This is a genomic window from Pseudarthrobacter sp. MDT1-40-2, assembly GCF_059383595.1.
In genome coordinates this window covers 603,768-623,157 of sequence record NZ_JBWZCL010000001.1, presented here as the reverse complement: position 1 = coordinate 623,157, position 19,390 = coordinate 603,768, and the positions used below count along the sequence as shown (strand labels likewise).

At 64.7% G+C, this 19,390-nt stretch carries 17 protein-coding genes; 16 read left to right on the top strand and 1 reads right to left on the bottom strand.

From position 1 onward, the window contains the following. Positions 1 to 55: 55 nt before the first annotated feature. The 7 genes from moeB to AC50X5_RS02835 all read left to right on the top strand — a co-directional run bounded on the left by moeB (position 56) and on the right by AC50X5_RS02835 (position 7,874). Positions 56 to 1,255, top strand: a complete 1,200-nt coding sequence (gene moeB, locus AC50X5_RS02865) for a molybdopterin-synthase adenylyltransferase MoeB (protein WP_494974634.1) — start codon at positions 56 to 58, stop codon at positions 1,253 to 1,255. Between the two features lie 142 nt (positions 1,256 to 1,397). Beyond that, positions 1,398 to 2,399 (top strand): SIS domain-containing protein, encoded by a 1,002-nt coding sequence (locus AC50X5_RS02860; RefSeq protein WP_494974633.1) that lies wholly within the window; start codon positions 1,398 to 1,400, stop codon positions 2,397 to 2,399. Between the two features lie 93 nt (positions 2,400 to 2,492). After that, positions 2,493 to 3,389 (top strand): PfkB family carbohydrate kinase, encoded by an 897-nt coding sequence (locus tag AC50X5_RS02855; RefSeq protein ID WP_494974632.1) that lies wholly within the window; start codon positions 2,493 to 2,495, stop codon positions 3,387 to 3,389. A gap of 77 nt (positions 3,390 to 3,466) precedes the next feature. Next, positions 3,467 to 4,570 (top strand): LacI family DNA-binding transcriptional regulator, encoded by a 1,104-nt coding sequence (locus AC50X5_RS02850; RefSeq protein WP_494974631.1) that lies wholly within the window; start codon positions 3,467 to 3,469, stop codon positions 4,568 to 4,570. A gap of 171 nt (positions 4,571 to 4,741) precedes the next feature. Next, positions 4,742 to 6,061, top strand: coding sequence for an ABC transporter substrate-binding protein (locus AC50X5_RS02845; RefSeq protein ID WP_494974630.1), 1,320 nt, complete (start codon positions 4,742 to 4,744; stop codon positions 6,059 to 6,061). Positions 6,062 to 6,072: 11 nt separating this feature from the next. Then, entirely contained in the window at positions 6,073 to 7,044 is a 972-nt protein-coding gene (locus tag AC50X5_RS02840) for a carbohydrate ABC transporter permease (RefSeq protein WP_494974629.1), read from the top strand. After that, positions 7,038 to 7,874: a carbohydrate ABC transporter permease gene (locus AC50X5_RS02835; RefSeq protein ID WP_494974628.1), complete on the top strand. Its 837-nt coding sequence runs from the start codon at positions 7,038 to 7,040 to the stop codon at positions 7,872 to 7,874. The genes AC50X5_RS02840 and AC50X5_RS02835 overlap by 7 nt, the downstream gene beginning before the upstream one ends. Before the next feature lie 7 nt (positions 7,875 to 7,881). Here AC50X5_RS02835 and AC50X5_RS02830 read toward each other — a convergent pair whose 3' ends face one another. Beyond that, entirely contained in the window at positions 7,882 to 9,204 is a 1,323-nt protein-coding gene (locus tag AC50X5_RS02830; RefSeq protein WP_494974627.1) for a glutamyl-tRNA reductase, read from the bottom strand. A gap of 66 nt (positions 9,205 to 9,270) precedes the next feature. On the opposite strand from AC50X5_RS02830, the gene hemE reads away from it, so the two are divergent. The 9 genes from hemE to hemL all read left to right on the top strand — a co-directional run bounded on the left by hemE (position 9,271) and on the right by hemL (position 19,359). Continuing rightward, the gene (hemE, locus tag AC50X5_RS02825) at positions 9,271 to 10,374 is read left to right on the top strand and encodes a uroporphyrinogen decarboxylase (protein WP_494974626.1); all 1,104 of its coding nucleotides are present in this window, start codon (positions 9,271 to 9,273) and stop codon (positions 10,372 to 10,374) included. Between the two features lie 3 nt (positions 10,375 to 10,377). After that, entirely contained in the window at positions 10,378 to 11,883 is a 1,506-nt protein-coding gene (gene hemG, locus AC50X5_RS02820; protein ID WP_494974625.1) for a protoporphyrinogen oxidase, read from the top strand. Between the two features lie 109 nt (positions 11,884 to 11,992). Continuing rightward, positions 11,993 to 12,694 carry a hydrogen peroxide-dependent heme synthase gene (gene hemQ / locus AC50X5_RS02815; RefSeq protein WP_463934503.1) on the top strand — a complete coding sequence of 234 codons (702 nt, stop codon included), beginning with the start codon at positions 11,993 to 11,995 and terminating at the stop codon, positions 12,692 to 12,694. Between the two features lie 86 nt (positions 12,695 to 12,780). After that, positions 12,781 to 14,013: a ferrochelatase gene (locus AC50X5_RS02810; RefSeq protein ID WP_494975215.1), complete on the top strand. Its 1,233-nt coding sequence runs from the start codon at positions 12,781 to 12,783 to the stop codon at positions 14,011 to 14,013. Next, positions 14,010 to 15,002 carry a hydroxymethylbilane synthase gene (gene hemC, locus AC50X5_RS02805; protein ID WP_494974624.1) on the top strand — a complete coding sequence of 331 codons (993 nt, stop codon included), beginning with the start codon at positions 14,010 to 14,012 and terminating at the stop codon, positions 15,000 to 15,002. The genes AC50X5_RS02810 and hemC overlap by 4 nt, the downstream gene beginning before the upstream one ends. A gap of 40 nt (positions 15,003 to 15,042) precedes the next feature. Continuing rightward, positions 15,043 to 15,939 carry a uroporphyrinogen-III synthase gene (locus tag AC50X5_RS02800; protein WP_494974623.1) on the top strand — a complete coding sequence of 299 codons (897 nt, stop codon included), beginning with the start codon at positions 15,043 to 15,045 and terminating at the stop codon, positions 15,937 to 15,939. Positions 15,940 to 15,942: 3 nt separating this feature from the next. Continuing rightward, positions 15,943 to 16,923 carry a porphobilinogen synthase gene (hemB, locus tag AC50X5_RS02795; protein ID WP_494974622.1) on the top strand — a complete coding sequence of 327 codons (981 nt, stop codon included), beginning with the start codon at positions 15,943 to 15,945 and terminating at the stop codon, positions 16,921 to 16,923. Continuing rightward, on the top strand, positions 16,920 to 18,014 hold the full coding sequence (locus AC50X5_RS02790) for an LLM class flavin-dependent oxidoreductase (protein WP_494974621.1): 1,095 nt from the start codon (positions 16,920 to 16,922) through the stop codon (positions 18,012 to 18,014). The genes hemB and AC50X5_RS02790 overlap by 4 nt, the downstream gene beginning before the upstream one ends. A 13-nt stretch (positions 18,015 to 18,027) precedes the next feature. Then, positions 18,028 to 19,359, top strand: coding sequence for a glutamate-1-semialdehyde 2,1-aminomutase (gene hemL, locus AC50X5_RS02785; RefSeq protein WP_494974620.1), 1,332 nt, complete (start codon positions 18,028 to 18,030; stop codon positions 19,357 to 19,359). Positions 19,360 to 19,390 lie beyond the last annotated feature (31 nt).

Genomic DNA, 19,390 nt, shown 5'->3' with positions numbered 1-19,390 from the left:
CCACTTTACTTCCCGGTAATATGACCTGCCGGTATCCGGGGGCATACATTGAAGTATGGCTTCAACAATCCCGTCAACTGCCACCACTGCACAGCTGAATCCGCTGGTTGAACCAGCCGCCGCGCTGACCACGGACGAGGTGGAGCGATACTCCCGCCACCTCATCATTCCGGAAATCGGAAGCATCGGTCAGCGGCGCTTGAAGAACGCCCGCGTGCTGGTCATCGGTGCCGGCGGGCTGGGCTCGCCGGCGCTGCTCTACCTGGCGGCGGCCGGAGTGGGAACGATCGGCATCGTTGACGACGACACCGTTGATCCCAGCAACCTCCAGCGTCAGGTGATCCACGGGGTAGAGGACGTGGGCCGGCCCAAGACGGAATCAGCCCGGGACGCCATAGCCTCACTGAACCCGCTGGTGACGGTGCGCCTGCACAACATGAGACTGGACGCCGGCAACGCGCTGGAGCTTTTCTCCGGATACGATCTCATCCTCGACGGTGCGGACAACTTCGCCACCCGCTACCTGGTCAATGATGCCGCAGCCATCCTCGGTAAGCCCTATATCTGGGGCTCAATCTTCCGCTTTGACGGCCAGGTCAGTGTGTTCTGGGAACAGCACGGCCCCACGTACCGGGACCTGTACCCGGAGGCTCCGCCCGCCGGATCGGTGCCGTCCTGCGGCGAAGGTGGCGTGTTTGGCATGCTCTGCGCTGCCGTGGGCTCCCTGATGGTGACTGAGGCGGTCAAGCTGATTACCGGCGTCGGCCGTTCCCTGCTTGGCCGGGTGGCCCTGTTCGATGCGCTGGGCGGCAGCTGGCGTGAAATCCGGGTGGAACGTGATCCTGAAGCGGAGCGCGTTACGGAACTGACTGACTACGAGGCGTTCTGCGGTATTGAACCAGCAACGCCAACGGACAGCAGCCACACGGTTACCGCTACGCAGCTGGCCACGATGCTGGCGGCGCGCAAGGCCGGGCTCAAGGATTTCGATCTGGTGGACGTCAGGGAGACGGGTGAACACGACATCGTGAGCATCGACGGATCGGTCCTGATCCCGCAGGGGCGGATACTGGCCGGGGAAGCCTGGGCCGAACTGCCGCAGGATCGCGACATCGTGTTCCACTGCAAGGCCGGGACGCGGTCAGCGAATGTCCTGGCGGCGGCCCGCAATGCCGGATATGAGCGGGTGAGCCACCTGGAGGGCGGCATCCTGGCGTGGGTCAGTGATGTGGAGCCGGACAAGCCGGTGTACTGAAAGAACGTGCGCATCCCGTCCCCGGACGGGAGGAAAGACCCCTATTGACCTCTATCGATTCCCATGAAAAGATAACGATCAGATTTTGATACCGGTATCAATCAGTATCAGAATCAACCCCCTGTCAACGAAAGGACTGCCCGTGCTTGGCTTCAAAGAAGAAGAATTCCTCACCCAGACCCGGAGTGCCCTCGCGCTGCAACCGCAGATCGAGCAGCTGGTCGATTCCCTTCAGGAGCGTGGGTTTGAGAACCTCTTCCTGATCGGTGCCGGAGGCACCTACGCGGCGATGTTGCCTTACGAGCACTTCATCCGCTCGCGCTCGACACTGCCCGTCCGAACCGTCATCGGCAAGGAACTGATGCTCACCGCCGATCCCGGGTTCGGCCCCGGCTCCGTTGCAGTTTTCGCCTCGGTGTCCGGGACCACGGAGGACATTATCGAGTCGATCGAATTCGCCAAGGCCCAGGGCGCCTACACCGTGGGCTTCACCGGGTTTGGCGACAGTCCGTTTGCCCGGGCACTGGACCTCGCAATGATTACCGAGCCCAAGACCTGGCCCTTCGATATTCCCCTTCTGCTCCTGTGCACGCGGCTGCTGGCAGCGCGCGGGGACTTTGAAGGCTACGGGGAACTGGTCACGGAACTGCAGGGCATTCCGGAACTCCTCGTGGAGGTGGCCCGTCAGGCCGAGCCCGCGGCGGAGGCCTTCGCCGAACGCAACAAGGATGCGGACTTCCACTTCCTGGTCGGAGCCGGAAACCTCTGGGGCCTGACTTACCTCTACTCCATGTGCATCCTCGAAGAGATGCAGTGGCTCAAAACGACGCGGGTGCACGGCGCGGAATTCTTCCACGGCTCGCTGGAGCTGATCGAAGAGAGCACAAGCCTCATGCTCCTCCTGGGCGAGGACGAGAGTCGACCCCTGATGGAGCGTGTGGTGAAGTTTGCCGATAACTACAACAAGAACACCACCCTCTTCGACACCAAGGATTATGAGCTGCCCGGCATCAGCGCCCGCTTCCGCTCCCTGCTGGGGCCGCTGGTCCTTGACACCGTGCTGGACAGGGTGAGCAAGCACCTGGAACGGGTGCGCAACCACTCACTGGACCTGCGCCGCTATTACCGGGTCGTTGAGTACTGAGCGGTACGGCGCGGCACGTCATCGCCGGCACCGGCGCCGGATATCCGGCGCCGCGGGGAAGACTGCCGGGGCCGACGTCAAGACAGGAACAGCATGAAAGTCATCGGGTTTGGTGACAATATTGTGGACCGCTTCCTCGACCGTCAGGTCATGTATCCGGGCGGAAACTGCGTCAATGTTGCAGTGCTGGCCCGCCGGAACGGCGCCCAGGCAGGCTATCTTGGGGTTTTCGGCTCCGATTCCCTGGGTGACTTTGTCCGCTCCGCCGTCGAAGCGGAGGGCGTGGAGGCCAGCCGTTGTGTTGTCCGGGACGGCCCCAACGGGGTCACCGAAATCAGAGTGGTCGACGGCGACCGGGAGTTCGTTGGGTGGAATGACGGTGGCGTCACCTTCAGCCAGCCGTTCGTCCTGGGGCCAGAAGACCTTGATTACCTGGGCACTGCGGACCTGGTGCATTCAAGCGTCTATTCCGCGTCTGAAACGCAGTTGCCGGCCCTGCGGACAGCGGGGACTCTGGTCAGCTTCGACTACTCCTCCGAGGCAGAAAGCCGATCGGAGCGATACCTGCGACAGACGGCCCCTTACGTAGACCTGGCTCTCTTTTCCTTTGGAAACCAGCCATCGTCACTGGCGGAGGGGCAACTCCGGCGCGCGGTAGCGGCGGGGGCTTCGCTGGCTGTAGGGACCAGAGGCGCGGCTGGTGCGCTCCTGTTCGACGGCAAGCGATTCTTTGCGCAAGCCGCGGTGCCGATCAACCCTCACCGGTTCACGGACACCATGGGCTGCGGGGACGCGTTCCTCACCGGTCTCGCTTTGGCACTGCTCGACGACGGCTGGACGCGCAGTTCACCGCCATCCCCGGCAGCCGTGGAAAAGGCACTGGCCGCCGCGGCGGGCCTTGCGGCGGAGCAGTGCTACGTCGAAGGGGCCTTCGGTTATGGGCTGCCCGTTGATGCACAAGCAGCCCCGTCCGCAGCAACTAGGATCTGATGCAGGGAGCCAGATGGGGTTCATCACGGGCGTGGGCCGGGACCACAGCGCCGGGTTTCATGAAAGAGGGGGACTGAATGCAGGAAGACCAGCATCACGCCGGTGCTCCGACTATCACCGAGGTCGCTGCTGCGGCCGGGGTGGGCAGGGCAACGGTCGCGCGCACTCTGGGGAACTACGGTTCGGTCAGTGACGCCACCCGCGCAAAGGTGATGCGTGCGGCCGAACGGTTGGGTTACACGCCCAATACCCTGGCACGGAGCATGACCACCGGAATCACCAAGACGCTGGGCATCGTGCTGGCAGACGTGGCCAACCCGTTCTTCTCCGGAGTGTTGAAAGGCATTTCGGAAACGGCCAAGCTGTCCGGCTACGACACCATCATCCTGAGCACGGACGAAAAGCTGGACCTCGAGCGGGACGCCATCAGGCTGCTGCTGTCCAAGCAGGTGGACGGGTTGGTGGTGGCATCTGCCGCTGGCAGGGGGGACGATGTCTCGCACCTGTCCGACGCAATGGAACGGGGCATACCGGTGGTCCTGATCGATCGGCTCGTCGATGGCCTGGACACCGATTCCGTGGTGATCGACAACCGTGAGGCGGCGCGCTCCGCCGTGACGTTGCTGATCAGGCAGGGCCATCGCAGGATTGCCTTCGCCTGGGGTCCTGTCACCCTCAGCCCCGCCACCGGACTCGAGGAGATGCACAGGATCCTCGATGGGGCGCTGTGGAGCGACGGCGAGCGCCTACGAGGTTACCTTGACGCGCTTGAAGAGGCGGACATCCCGTTCGACACATCGCTGGTGACCCATGTCCTGAAGAACGAGGCGCAGGCCGCCAGGGCCATCAGCGGCATGCTGGCCCTGGTGGATCCGCCCACTGCCATCTTTACTACCGAGGCCGAGGCCACGGTAGGTGCCCTGCATGCGATCCGCGGACACAACCTCAAGGTTCTGGAGGATGTATCCCTCATCGGCTTTGACGACAGCTCCTGGGCGGCCGTCATGGAGCCGCCGCTGAGCATGATCCAGCAGCCCATGCGGCAGTTGGGGGCTGTGGCCGCACAGCGACTGCTCGCCCGGATCAACGGCGCGGACCCGGCGCCGGTGAAGCAGGTGCTGCCGTCCGTGCTGGTGGCCCGGTCCTCGGTGGGTCCGGTGCCCGCCACCCGGCGCAGCTAATACAAATTCCGTGAGAACCCTTCCCCCGTACCAAAAATCATGGTTCACTGTGGTACCGGTATCACAAATTCCAATATTTCGGCTGCGAGTGCAGTGCCCACGCCAAAGACGGCGGGTCACGGAGCCACCCGCCAAGCCACGGCCATGCGGCCACCGACCGAAAGTAGAGCAATGCGCAAACGCACTCCCCTGATGGCGGCCCTGGCCGCCAGCACCCTGGCCCTGGCAGCCTGCGGGAACAGCGGAAGCCCTTCTGCTGCGCCGCTGGACCTTACCAAAGAGCCTGAGTATTCCGGCACGTTGAGCATCCTGACGAAGTTTGGCGGGGACCCCCTGGACAGGTACTTCCTGGACCTGGCAGAGGACTACAAAAAGCTTCATCCCGACCTCTCTGTCGAACTCATCCAGGAGACCGACCAGAGCATCAAGGACAAGACCAAGACTCTCATCGCCTCCCAGGCCCTGCCGGACATCTACTTCACGTGGGCCGGCAACTGGGCCAACAACTTCATTGACAATGGGTTGGCGGCAGATATCTCCTCCATCATTGCGCCGGGCACGCCATGGGGCGACACGTTCGGCGAGTCAGCCCTCAGAGCTTTTGAGCGGGACGGCAGGTACTTCGCGGTCCCGCTCTACAACAACGGAAAATTCATGGGATACAACCAGGCCGTTTTCCAAAAGCTGGGCCTCACGCCGCCGGCGACCTTCGAGCAGCTGCTCGACACCTGCTCCACGCTGAAGGGCGCCGGTTATGAAGCAATTTCGTTTGGCAACAAGGATGGCTGGCCCGGACTGCACTACCTCCAGCAACTGTTCGCCTATGAAGTACCCTCACATGTCCTGAAGGCAGACTTCGAGCCGGAGACCGCCAAGCTCGAGGACGCCGGCTACATCAAGGCCATGGGGCAGTTCTCCACCCTGGTCAACGAATGCACCGGCAGCAGCAAGGATTCCAACGGCGTGCTCTACACCACCGCGCAGCAGGCTTTCGCCGAGGGCAATGCGGGTATGTACTATCAGGAGGTTCTGGAGTTCGACAGCGTGGGGTCCCCGGACACCCGTGCCGGCCAGGACGGCGTGGGGATCTTCAAGCTCCCCGCCTCCTCGGATGCCAAGGGCGATACCCGCGCCATCGAAGGCTCCCCTGAGGGGTACATCATCAACGCCAAGTCCAAGAACGCGGCTCTGGCCGCGGATTTCATGAAGTTCGCCACCAGTGAGCAGAACGCGTCCAAGCTCTCGGGTACGCCCTTCGGACAGCCAAGCACCGTCAAGGGAGCTGTCTCGGAGGCAAACTCCACGCCCACCGTCATCGAAGGTATCAGGCAGGTCAACGAAGCCTCCGATGCCATCATCTGGCTGGACTCGGTGACCGTCCCGGACGTCGCTGATGCCTGGCTGGCAGGCGGCGAAGCCCTCGTCTCCGGGACGCAGACTCCCGAGCAGGTCCTTGCCGCCGTCCGTGCCGCGTCCCACGCGGCCAAATAGCGGTTGACGCCATGACAGTATCCAACACGGCCAGGAGACCGGTAGTGCCGGCGTCCCGGCCTGGAACAGTGGCGCCCCACCCGGAACGCCGGTTGGGCACGGCCAGCGCCAGGCGCTGGCACAACCTGGTGTGGGTGTTTCCTGCAGTTGCGCTGCTTTCCGTGTTTGCCTACCTGCCCCTCGCCCAGAATCTCGGGTTCAGCTTCCTCAAGTGGGACATCTACAGCGGGCAGCAGACCTTTGTGGGTGCCGACAACTTCGTCAGGATGTTCAACGACCCCATCTTCTGGAAGTCGTTGCTCAACAACTCCCTCTACGCGGGGATATCGATCTGTTTCCAGGTGTTCGGCGCGCTGGTCCTGGCGGCCATGATCGAGGGCCTGCGCAGCGAGCGCTGGCGCGGAATCCTCCGGGCAGTCTACTTTGTTCCGTCCGCCATCTCCCTCACTGTCGCCGGCCTTCTGTTCTATTTCATCTATGAGCCGCGCATGGGCATCCTGAACGCAGGGCTCGACGTCGTAGGCCTTGGGCAGTTCGCACAGGCGTGGCTTGGCCAGGAGAACACGGCCATTTTCGCGATCATTGCCATGAGCCAGTGGCAGGGGTTCGGCTATTGCACGCTGCTGTTCGCGGTGGCGTTGCAGCGGATCCCAGGCGAGCTGTACGAAGCCGCGGCGATCGACGGGGTAGGGCCCCTGCGGCGCTTCTTCTTCATCTCCTTGCCGCTGGTCCGGGAGATGAGCGGACTGATGATGATCGTCACGGTTTCCGGTGCCTTCCAGGTGTTCAACGAGGTGATGGTCATGACCAGCGGCGGCCCAAACAATTCCAGCCAGGTCCTGGGGACCTGGCTCTACCGGAGCGGCTTCGTCCGTAACGATTTCGGCTACGCCGCGGCCATTGCCACGGCGGTTTTCATCATCACACTGGTGCTTGCGGTGCTTCAGCTCCGTCTGTCCAACCGCAGGAGGGTCGAATGGTAACCCGCACGTCTGTGCTCATGGTCCTCGGCAAGGTGTTCGTCCAGGCCTTCCTGGTGGCGCTCGCCGTCGTCGTCATTTATCCCTTGATATGGATGTTCTTCAATGGCGTGAAGTCCAACCCGGAGCTGTTCGCCAATCCGTTCGCCATGCCGGAGGCCTGGCGCTGGGAGAACTACGCCACGGCCTGGAACCGCGGCGTGAGCGATTACCTCACCACGAGCGTGCTGGTCACGGTGGTGTCCACCGTTTCCACGGTCCTCATCAGCGCCTGGGCGGCCTACGGGTTGACGAGGGTGAACATTCCGTTCAGCCGCACCATCCTCATCATGATCCTGGCGGGCCTGATGCTGGCGCCGACAGTGGCCCTCATTCCGCTGGTGAAGATGTTCCAGGCGATAGGCCTGAACAACAGCTTCTGGGCCCTGGTAATCCTGTATACGGCCTTCCGCATCCCCTTCACCACCTTCCTGATCCGGGCGTACATGATGGACCTTCCCGCAGAGGTGGATGAAGCGGCTGCGGTGGACGGGGCCTCCAAGACGATGGCCTTCTGGCAGGTCATCCTGCCGATGTGCAAGCCGATCATCGTTTCCACTGTCTTGCTGAACATCCTCTTCACATGGAACGAGTACCTGTTTGCAATGGTGTTCACCAGCGGTGGCGCCCTGCAGACCCTGCCCGTGGGGCTGGCGAACCTGATGTCCAAACACGGAACGGACTATCCTGTTGTGTTCGCCGGGATGACGATCGCCGCCGTTCCGGTAATCGTGCTGTTCTTCGCAGGCCAGCGCTACTTCATCCGGGGCCTGGCCGACGGGATGGGGAAGTAGGGGCGGGTCAGGCGCTTTGTTCGCCCTGCCGGGTATGGTCCACGGGGCAGGCAGCAGCCGGTTCGGCGGCGGCCGGCTGCTCCACGGTGATCCCGTAGAGCGTCTCGAGGGCAGTGACGTATTCGTCCTGCTGGCCCTTGGCCGCGAGCTCCCGCGCACGGACGGTGGGCACATGGAGCAACTGCTTGACCATACGGCGCAGCGCAAACTCCACTTCCTCCGCCGCAGCAGTGCAACCGTGACGGGCCCGGACTTTTTCCATCTCAGTGTCCAGGACGTTCATGGTGTGCCGGCGGAGCGCCACGATCGCGGAATCGGCGGCCCGGGCGTCCCGTTCCTGCTCAAAGGTCTGTGCAGCCTCGGAAACGATGCTGCTGGCCCGGGACAGCGATTCGGCCTGTTCCTCGGGAGCCGCCAGCCGGACAGATTCAAGCGTGAGGAGTTCAACGCCGTCGAGCTCGCCAACAGCGGGATCAAAATCGTGCGTGAGCGCGAGGTCGATGGCGATCAGCGGCTGGGGGGAGTCGGCCCGCACCTGGGCCAGCTCGGCTGCCTCAACCCGGGTATCTGAACCGCTGCAGCCGATCATCACGTCGGCCTGGGCGACGGCGGGCCGCAGGGACGCGCTGTCAAGGGCGGTACCGCCGCGGCTGGCGACAAAGCCTGGGGCCCGGCCCGACGAGGAGAACACCGAGATATCCGTGCAGCCGCGTTCGCGCAGCAGTGCCATGGTTGCTCCTGCATAGGCACCGGTACCAAAAAGGACTACCTTCTTGTTAGTCCAGTCAGGGTTCTCGGAAAGGTCAGTGGCAAGGTCGAGCGCCACGGACACGATGGAGAGGCCGCGGGAGCCGAGGGCTGTCTGGGCGCCGACGTCCTTGGCGGTTTTGGATGCTGCCTGGAAAAGCCGGACGAGCCCCGGGCTTGCGGTGCCTTCATGCTGCGCGGTGATCAACGCGCGGCGGACCTGGCCCGCAATCTCGCGTTCGCCGACGACGGCGGAATCGAGGCCGGAGCTAACGGCAAAGAGGTGCTTGCTGACGTCACTGCCCACGCGGGTGTCAAAGGAACGCGAGACAAGGTGCTCGCCGAGACCGCTGACCTCGCTGACCTGGGCTACGAGTGCAGCCCGCGCGGCCTCGACGTCATCCGGGTGGGAAGCCTCGCCGTAAATTTCGTAGCGGTTGCAGGTAGCCAGCACAACGGCACCCGTCACTGCCGGCGATCCGGAGAGGGCGGATGTGGCGATACCAGAGGCACCGTTGCTCAGCTGAGCAACGGTCTCGAGATCGATGTCGGCGTGAGTCGCCACCAATGAAAAAAGAACCACAGCAGACCAATCATAGCTTTTTCGGTGGCGTGTAGAACAACTGGCGGGGCATGCCACAATCGAAGCATGACTTTCAGCCCAGCCGTGACCCCTGCCGGCACCCTCGCCGCCGCCCACCCGCTGATGGATGGCCGTACGGCAAACTCACCCTTGATCACTGCTTACCGTGGCGGACGTCCGTCCCGCCGGCCGGTGTGGTTCATGCGGCAGGCTGGCCGTTCACTGCCGGAGTACCTCAAGGTCCGGGAAGGCATTGGCATGCTTGATTCCTGCCTTCGTCCGGAGCTTGCGGCCGAGATCACGCTGCAGCCCGTGCGCCGCCACGACGTGGACGCCGGCATCTTCTTCTCCGACATCGTCATTCCGCTCAAGCTAGCGGGCGTCGGCGTGGACATCGTTCCCGGCGTCGGGCCAGTCCTGGACCACCCGGTCCGGACAGCGGCAGACGTAGCAGCCCTGCCGCAACTGACCTGGGAGGCGCTTGAGCCCATCCGCGAGGCCGTCCGGCTGACCGTTGCCGAGCTGGGCAGCACCCCGTTGATCGGTTTTGCCGGCGCACCGTTTACCCTCGCGGCCTACATGGTTGAGGGCAAGCCGTCCCGGGACCACCTGGGTCCCCGCACCATGATGCACGCCGATCCCGAAACCTGGCAGGCCCTGGCCACCTGGGCCGCTGACGCTTCAGGCCTGTTCCTCCGCGCTCAGCTGGAAGCCGGAGCCTCCGCCGCGCAGCTGTTTGATTCCTGGGCGGGCTCCCTTGGCCTTGCCGACTATTCGAAATACGTGGCGCCGTCCTCCGCCCGCGCGCTGGACCACGTCCGCGGCTTCGGCGCTCCACTGGTGCACTTCGGCACCGGTACGTCGGAGCTGCTGGTGGCCATGCACGACGTCGGCGTGGACGTTATGGGTGTGGATTACCGGTTGCCGCTTGACGAAGCCAACCGCCGCCTGGGCGGAAAGGTTCCGCTGCAGGGAAACATCGACCCCGCGCTGCTGCCCGCCCCATGGGAGGTGCTGGAGGCGCACGTCCGTGAGGTGATCGCGGCAGGTGCCGCTGCTCCGGGCCACGTCCTCAATCTTGGCCACGGCGTGCCGCCGGAAACGGATCCCACGGTACTGACCAGGGTCGTGGAGCTCATCCACTCCATTTCTCCGGATTCTCCGGAGTAAGCCATGCGGGCGCTGGTGATCGGTGGCGGAATCTCCGGACTGGTAGCGGCACGGGAGCTGGCACTGGCCGGCCATGAAACCACCGTCCTGGAAGCCACGCGTCGCTGGGGCGGCTGCGTTGGCAGCCACACGGTAGCCGGCCTGACGCTGGACAGTGGGGCGGAATCCTTCGCCACCCGGAGCAGTGCCGCAGCGGATCTTGCCGCCGAACTGGGCTTGGCCGGCAAGATCACTGCGCCGCTGCCCGGAGGTGCCTGGGTGTTGTTGCCAAGCGGGCCGCGGGAGTTGCCCCGGACCGGAGTATTGGGCATCCCTGCCAATCCCTGGGACCCTGAGGTCCGCCGGACCCTCGGGTTCATAGGTGCCTTGAGAGCCTCTGCGGACCGCTTTCTGCCCCGTTCTGTGGGAAACGGCGGCGACGTCACCAGTGTTGCAAACCTGGTCCGGCGTCGGATGGGGAAACGCGTGCTGCAACGCCTTGTGGATCCCGTGGTGGGCGGAGTGCACTCGGCCGATCCGGCGTTGCTGGACGTGGACATGGTGGCGCCCGGGCTACGCGCCGGGCTCCGTGAGCACGGATCGCTGGCAGCTTCCGTCGCCAACCTGCGCAGACCCAGCATTGGCAGCTTGAGCAACAGCGATATCGGCGGTGGTTCCAAGACCGCGAAAGCAGGTTCCGCCGTCGCCGGCCTGACAGGGGGAATGCATACCCTGGTGAGCGCGTTGGTCGCCGAACTGGAACACCTGGGCGTCGCCCTGCTGCCGGGCCGCAGGGTCACATCCGTCCGCCGCAACGGCGAAGGCCACTGGACTGCGGCGGCGTCGGACTCCCTCTATGAAGGGGATCAGCTGGTGATGGCACTGGACGGTCCCGCCGCCGTCGGACTTCTCGCGGAGGCCGTCCCGGCGCTCGCGGAATTGCGCCCTGCTGCCGGTCCGGATGTGCGGCTGGTGACACTCGTGGTGGAGAAGCCTGCGCTGGATTCGCGGCCGCGCGGCACCGGCATCCTGGTTGCCCCGGGGGCCGGTGGAGTGCAGGCCAAGGCGCTGACCCATGCCACCGGCAAGTGGCAGTGGCTCCAGGACCAGGCCGGGCCGGGGAAGCACGTGGTGCGGCTGTCCTATGGGCGCAGGGATGGTGTTCGGGAGAGCGGAAGCGCAGTTAACGGAAACGCAGTCAACGCAACTGCAGCGACCAGTCCGGTGGCCGAGGCCAGGCCCGGCACCCAGGCCGATCACGCACTCTATGAGACGGCACTGCTTGATGCTTCCACGCTTTTGGGCGTTCCGCTCGGCAAGGCAGATGTTCGGGGCTGGGACGTGGTGCGGTGGCAGGGGGCGCTGCCGTTCGCCGCAGTCGGGCACCGCCAGAGAGTAGCCCAGGTGCGGAGGATTTGTTCCGAAGTGGGTGGCTTGACGGTAGTGGGCGGTTGGGTCGCTGGCAATGGATTGGCGGCCGTGGTGGCTGATACCAGGCGCCAGGCCGGGCCCGTGAGCCCGGCGAGGTAGCTTCCCTGGCGCAGGATCCGGACGCCGAGTTGTGATATGTGCCACTTCTACGGCCTGTAGAACTATTTTGTTTCGACTTACCCCCGGCAAAAGGGGCAAACTTGTAACCATGAGCCACACTTCTGCCGAATCTGTCACTAAAACCGGGAATTCAGTCGAGCAGTTCTTCACCCTTTGGACCGTTTTCAAGCGCGACACTGACGTCCTGCGCAGCGGCGAAGCTGCAGAGGACTTCGAAGCCCTGCTGATGCGGTTGGCCGCGGCAGGAGTGGTGCACCGCGGCAGCTACGACGTTTCCGCCATGCGTGCCGACGCCGATGTCATGGTCTGGTTGCACGGTCCGCGCCCCGAAGCACTCCAGCAGGCCATCCGCGACATCCGCCGCAGCAAGCTGTTTTCCGGCACAAGTATCGTCTGGTCCGCTATGGGCGTGCACCGCGAAGCCGAATTCGCCAAGAACCACACGCCGGCCTTCTCCCGTGGCGTGGAGCCGGCGGAATGGCTCTGTGTCTACCCCTTCGTACGCTCCTATGAGTGGTACCTGCTGCCGGACGCCGAGCGCGGCAAGATGCTGCGCGACCACGGCCTGCTGGGCCGGGACTTCCCGCAGGTCATCTCCAACACGGTGTCTTCCTTCGCGCTGGGCGATTGGGAATGGATCCTTGGCCTGGAAGCACCTGAGCTGGTGGACCTGGTTGACCTGATGCGCCACCTGCGGTCAACTGAGGCACGGAACCATGTACGCGAGGAAATCCCGTTCTACACCGGGCGCCGGATCTCGGCTGCGGAAGTTGCGGAGGTGTTTGCATGAGTCCTTCACATCCGACGGAATCCGCCGACGGGGCCGCCCCTGCCGGACAGCTGTACCCCGTCAACACAGTCACTGAACGGGGCAGAATGGCTCCGAAGGCCTACGATGCCATTCTCCTTGCCTCCTTCGGAGGTCCCGAGGGCCAGGAAGACGTGATTCCCTTCCTGCGTAATGTGACCCGCGGACGCGGCATCCCGGACGAGCGGCTGGAAGAGGTCTCGCACCACTATCGGGCCAACGGCGGCATCAGCCCCATCAACCAACAGAACTGGAACCTGAAAGCAGCGCTCGAGGCCAGGCTCGCGGAGCGTGGCATCAGCCTGCCGGTGCTATGGGGAAACAGGAACTGGGCTCCGTACATCGGTGACACCCTGCAGGAAGCATACGACGCCGGCCATCGCCGGCTCCTGATGGTCACCACCAGCGCCTATTCGTCATACTCCAGCTGCCGACAGTACCGCGAGGACATTGGCATCGCACTGACGGAGACGGGCCTGGATGGCCGCCTGGAAGTGGACAAGGTCCGGCAGTATTTTGACCACCCCGGCTTCGTGGAGCCATTCATCGAGGGCACCAAGGCAGGGCTGGCCGAGGTTTTGGACAGGCTGGCTGCCCAGGGTGCCGGGGACGCCCCGGTGCAGGTCCTTTTTGCCACGCACTCCATTCCCACCCGTGACGCCGAGGCGTCCGGCCGGTCCGAGGACGAGCCGCGCCAGTTCGAGGAGAATTCCGCTTACGCTGCCCAGCACCTCGCTGCTGCCGCGGAAATCATGCGGCGGATTGAGGCTGAGTCCGGCCTTTCCGCCCCATGGTCCCTGGTGTACCAGTCGCGCTCCGGAGCCCCGCATGTGCCGTGGCTGGAGCCGGACATTAACGATGCCATCGAGGAACTGGCAGGCCAGGGGATCAAGGGCGTCGTCATTGTCCCGCTTGGCTTTGTCAGTGACCACATGGAAGTTGTCTGGGACCTCGACACCGAAGCCCTGGAAACCTGCAGCCGGCTGGGCCTGACGGCCACCCGCGTTCCTACCCCCGGTACGCACGAGAAGTTCGTCAATGGCCTGGTGGACCTCGTCTGCGAGCGGACCGCAGAACACACCATCACAAACCGCCCGGCAGTGACAGCCCTCGGCCCGTGGTACGACGTTTGCCGCCCGGGCTGCTGCGCCAACTTCCGCGGCGAAAAGCCAACCATTGCCGGTGCGGATACTACAGTCGGCACCGGTCACGACTCCTACCCCGTGGCGCCGGGGGCATCGGCCGGAACCGCCGGAACCACGGGCACCGCCGGAACTGCGGGAAAGCAGGATTCGCAATGACCGTCAGGATCGGCACCCGGGCCAGCAAGCTTGCCCTCACCCAGACGCAGCAGACGGCAGACCAACTGGCCGCCGTCGGAGGCTTTCCGGTGGAACTGGTCCATATCCGGACCGACGGCGACGTCCTGACCGGATCGCTCTCCCAAATGGGCGGGACCGGCGTGTTTGTGGCCGCACTCCGGGACGCGCTGCTTCGAGGCGACTGCGATGTAGCCGTGCACTCCCTGAAGGACCTGCCCACCGGTGCCGCTGCCGGCCTGAGCCTGGCCGCGACGCCGAAGCGCGTGGACGTCCGCGATGTCCTCTGCGCACGGAACGGCTTCAAGCTGGCTGACCTGCCGGAAGGCGCTTCTGTCGGTACGGGATCACCACGCCGGGCCGCGCAGCTGCGGGCTGCCAGGCCCGACCTTCAGGTCATCGATATCCGTGGCAACGTGGATACCCGGCTGGGCAGGGTGGCTGGCCTTGCCGGTAACGCGCCTGCCGACGTCGTGCCTGGCAAGACCGGCGACCTCGACGCTGTGGTCCTCGCAGCGGCCGGCCTGGAACGGATCGGCCGGCTCGATACCGTCAGCGAATACCTCGAGACCGACGTGATGCTCCCGGCCGCCGGCCAGGGAGCGCTGGCGATCGAATGCCGGGCCTCCGAATCCCCGCAGGCTTCAGGGGAGACGCCTGCCGTCCTGGCGCAGGCATTGGCCGCCCTGAACGACCCGGACACACGCCTGGCCGTGACGGCGGAACGGGCCCTGCTGGCCCGGCTTGAAGCAGGCTGCGCAGCTCCTGTGGGCGCCTACGCGTACCGCAAGGGCAGCATGCTGTACCTGGAGGCCGCAGTCTGTGCCGTCGACGGAACCGCCTCTGTACGGGACAAGCGGGCCACCGATGGCCTGACCGAGGTGGGCGCTACGTTACTGGGCATTGAACTGGCTGAGGTCCTCCTGGCGGCCGGTGCCGCCGACATCGCGGACCTGACGGCGTCTTCCTAAACCGCAGAACATGGAGCGCCAGGCGTCTGGAGGGGCTGGAATGGTGGCGGCAGCGCAGCCATCCCTGGCTGGCGTCCGCGTGCTGTTGACCAGGCGTCCGGATCGCTCAACGGCATTGTCGCGGGCTCTTCAAGGCGCCGGCGCGGACATCGCGTTCCTGCCGCTTATTGACTTTGAAGCGGCAGCAGATGCAGCGGCCTTGTCACAGGATGTCAGCGAGTTGGCCCGGGGCCGTTACGACTGGCTGGTCATCACCAGTGCTACCACTGTCGACGCCCTGGCCGGGGCTGCAGCCCGCTCCGGCACAACGCTGGCTGCGGCGGTCCCGGAACGGACCCGGGTTGCAGTTGTTGGAGCAAGCACAGCAGCCGCGCTGAAACGGGCCGGAATTATCGCCGCCCTGATGCCCGCGCAGCAATCGGCGGCAGGGCTGCTGGTGGAGTGGCCGGACGGGCCCGCCCCAGGTGGGAGTGGAGAAGTACTGCTGCCGCAGGCGGACATCGCGGCGGTAACCCTGCGCGACGGTTTGCAGGCCAAAGGCCTCGATGTCCACTGCGTAGTGGCCTACTGCACGGTTCCATACCCTGCCGATCCGGTGCGGGCCCTTTATCCGGCCGTTCTTCCCGCGGAGGGATTGCTGACGCCCGAGGCGGTACGCCACGAGCTGGCAGAGGGACGGATCGACGCCATGGTTGCTGCTTCCCCCAGCCAGGTACGCCGGCTGGCAGAGTTGCAAATGCCCTTGGACAGTTGCTCTTTAGTGGTGATTGGACCCGCCACTGATGCGGAAGCCCGGGAACGGGGATTGCGTGTTCGCACTGTGGCGGCAAACCCTCGCCCGCAAAGTGTGGCAGCCGCCGTCGAACGGGCAGTGCACGGTTCCCGCGGGGACAATGAGTTGAACTTTGACAGGTCAGGAACCCCGAATGAAGGATAAGGCATGAGTTTCTTGCAGCAGCGGCCCCGCCGGCTCCGTACCACCCCCGCCATGCGCAGGTTGACGGCGGAAACGCGGCTGGCGCCCGCGGAACTGATCCTGCCGGCCTTCATCCGGGAGGGGTTGACCGAGCCGCATCCCATCAGCTCTATGCCTGGCGTTGTCCAGCACACCACAGACACCCTGAAGCGGGCAGCCGCTGAGGCTGTTGAGCTCGGCCTGGGCGGACTGATGCTGTTCGGTATTCCCGAGGTCCGCGACGCAGAAGGTACCGCGTCGCTGGATCCGGAGGGGGTACTGAACAAGGCCATTCGTGAAGTCCGGGCCGAGGTTGGCGACGAAATGGTGATCATGAGCGACGTCTGCCTCGACGAATTCACGGACCACGGGCACTGCGGAGTGCTCGACGACGACGGTTATGTGGACAACGACCGCACCGTGGAAATTTACGCCCGCATGGCAGTGGCACAGGCCGACGCCGGTGCCCACATGCTTGGGCCCTCCGGAATGATGGACGGTCAAATCGCCGCCATCCGTGCCGCTCTGGATGCCGCCGGGCACGTCAACACGTCCGTCATCGCCTACGCCGCCAAATACGCCTCTGCGTTCTATGGACCGTTCCGTGAAGCCGTCGATTCCCAGCTGAAAGGCGACCGCCGCACCTACCAGATGGATGGCGGAAACCGGCGGGAAGCGATGCGCGAGGTGGAACTGGACCTGGCTGAAGGTGCTGACATCGTCATGGTTAAACCCGCCATGAGCTACCTGGATATCGTGGCCGACGTTGCGTCGATGAGCCCGGTACCCGTCGCTGCCTACCAGATCTCGGGTGAATACGCGATGATCGAGGCAGCCGCCGCCAACGGCTGGATCGACCGCCGCGCCGCCATTACCGAGTCCGTACTCGGGATCCGTCGGGCAGGGGCGGACATGGTCCTCACGTACTGGGCCGCCGAGCTCGCAACCTGGCTGGAGGAATCATGAACGCCGTCACCGTTCCACCCACTCCCACCTCCCCCGTAGGGCCTGACCAGATTCTGCTTGGCCTGAACACGTTCGGCGACGTCGGCCTCAGCGATGATGGCACCCCGCAACCGCATGCCCAGGTGCTGCGCCAGTTGCTGGAGCAGGCGCAACTGGCTGACGCCGTCGGGCTGCATGCCTTCGGGGTGGGGGAGCACCATCGCAAGGATTACGCTGTCTCGGCTCCGGAGGTGTTCCTCGCAGCGGCAGCGGCAAGCACCACACGCATCAAGCTGGGGTCTGCGGTCACTGTGCTCAGCTCCGACGACCCCATCCGGGTGTTCCAGCGCTTCTCCACCGTGGATGCGCTGTCCAACGGCCGTGCCGAGGTGATGCTGGGGCGCGGCTCCTTCGTGGAGTCTTTCCCGCTGTTCGGCCTGGACCTGGCGGACTACGAAACATTGTTTGAAGAGAAACTGGAACTTTTCGACAAGGTAAGAGCCCAAAGGCCCGTGCACTGGGAAGGTACCACCCGTTCAGCTATCAACGGCTTGATGGTCTACCCTCCGCTGGAGCACCACCTTCTGCCTACCTGGATCGGCGTGGGCGGAACCCCCGAATCGGTGCTGCGTTGCGCCCAATACGGTTATCCGATTATTTTCGCGATCATTGGTGGCCAGCCCCGCGGCTTTGCTCCGCTGGCAGAGCTGTACCGGGAAGCCATGACCAAGTACGGGCACCCCATGCAGCAGGTGGCCACGCATTCGCCTGGCCATGTTGCCGAAACGGATGAGCAGGCCCGCGAGGAGCTCTTCCCGCACTGGTTGGCGCTGCGGAACAGGATAGGGGCAGAGCGTGGCTGGGGTCCTGCAGGGCGTGGCGAGTTCGACGCGCTTTGCTCCATGGAAGGCGCACTGTACGTTGGCTCGCCGGACACCGTGGCCCGCAAGATCGCCCTTTTGAAGCGCAACCTCAACGTGGACCGCTTTGACCTCAAGTACAGCAACGGGCCGCTGCCGCATTCAGCCATGATGCGCTCCATCGAGCTGATGGGCACGACGGTGGCGCCCAAGGTGGCTGAGTTGCTGGCCGGGGAACTGGCCGCTAACTGAAAGAATAGGAACCATGACTTCCAGCAATCCTCACAACGAGGCACTCTTCGACCGCGCCCGCCAGCTGATGCCGGGAGGCGTAAACTCACCGGTCCGCGCCTTCGGCTCCGTAGGCGGCACACCGCGGTTTATGGTTTCTGCCAAAGGCCCATACCTGACAGATGCCGACGGTCACGAATACGTTGACCTGGTCTGCTCGTGGGGGCCGGCGCTGCTGGGGCACGCACACCCTGCCGTCCTTGATGCCGTGCATGCAGCGGTGGACCGAGGCCTGTCCTTCGGTGCGTCCACCCCGGATGAAGCTAACCTCGCGGCCATCGTGCAGGAACGGGTGAGCGTGGTCGAACGGCTCAGGATGGTGTCTACAGGCACCGAGGCGACCATGACCGCCGTCCGCCTGGCACGCGGCTTTACCGGCCGCAACCTCATCATCAAGTTCGCAGGCTGCTACCACGGCCACCTGGACGGGCTCCTGGCCGCCGCCGGCTCCGGGCTGGCCACGCTTGCGCTGCCTGGCTCCGCCGGTGTGACAGAAGCAACGGCCGCCGAAACCCTGGTGCTGCCTTATAACGACCTCGCCGCCGTGGAAGCCGCCTTCGCAGTCCACGGCCAAAACATTGCCGCCGTCATCACGGAGGCAGCACCGGCCAACATGGGTGTTGTGACCCCGGCACCCGGCTTCAACCAGGGCCTGTCCCGGATCACCCGCCAATACGGCGCCCTCCTGATCCTCGACGAGGTCCTGACCGGTTTCCGTACCGGTTACTCGGGCTACTGGGGGCTGACCGGCGGCGCCCTTGATACCTCTGATCCGTGGAGCCCGGACCTGCTGACCTTCGGCAAAGTTATTGGCGGCGGAATGCCGACGGCGGCACTTGGCGGCCGTGCCGACGTCATGGACTACCTGGCGCCGGTGGGTCCTGTTTACCAGGCGGGTACGCTCTCCGGTAACCCGGTGGCCATGGCTGCCGGAGTGGCAACCTTGACCAACGCGACGCGCGGGGTCTATGCCTACATCGACCAGCGCGCGCTGGAACTGTCTGCTGCGCTTTCGGCTGCCTTGGATGCCGCCGGAGTGGATTGCTCCATCCAGCATGCGGGCAACCTGTTCTCGGTGGCCTTTGGTACCTCCGCCAGCGGAGTACACAACTACGACGACGCGCAGAAGCAGGAGTCGTTCCGTTATGCACCGTTCTTCCACTCCATGCTCGAGTCCGGCGTGTACCTGCCGCCGTCGGTCTTCGAGGCCTGGTTCCTGTCCGCGGCGCACGACGACACCGCCATGAACCGGATCTTCGACGCGCTGCCCGCCGCCGCCCGGGCGGCCGCGGCAGCTAGCGCTTAGCCCGGCACCGTAATCGGCTGAACGGAAAAAC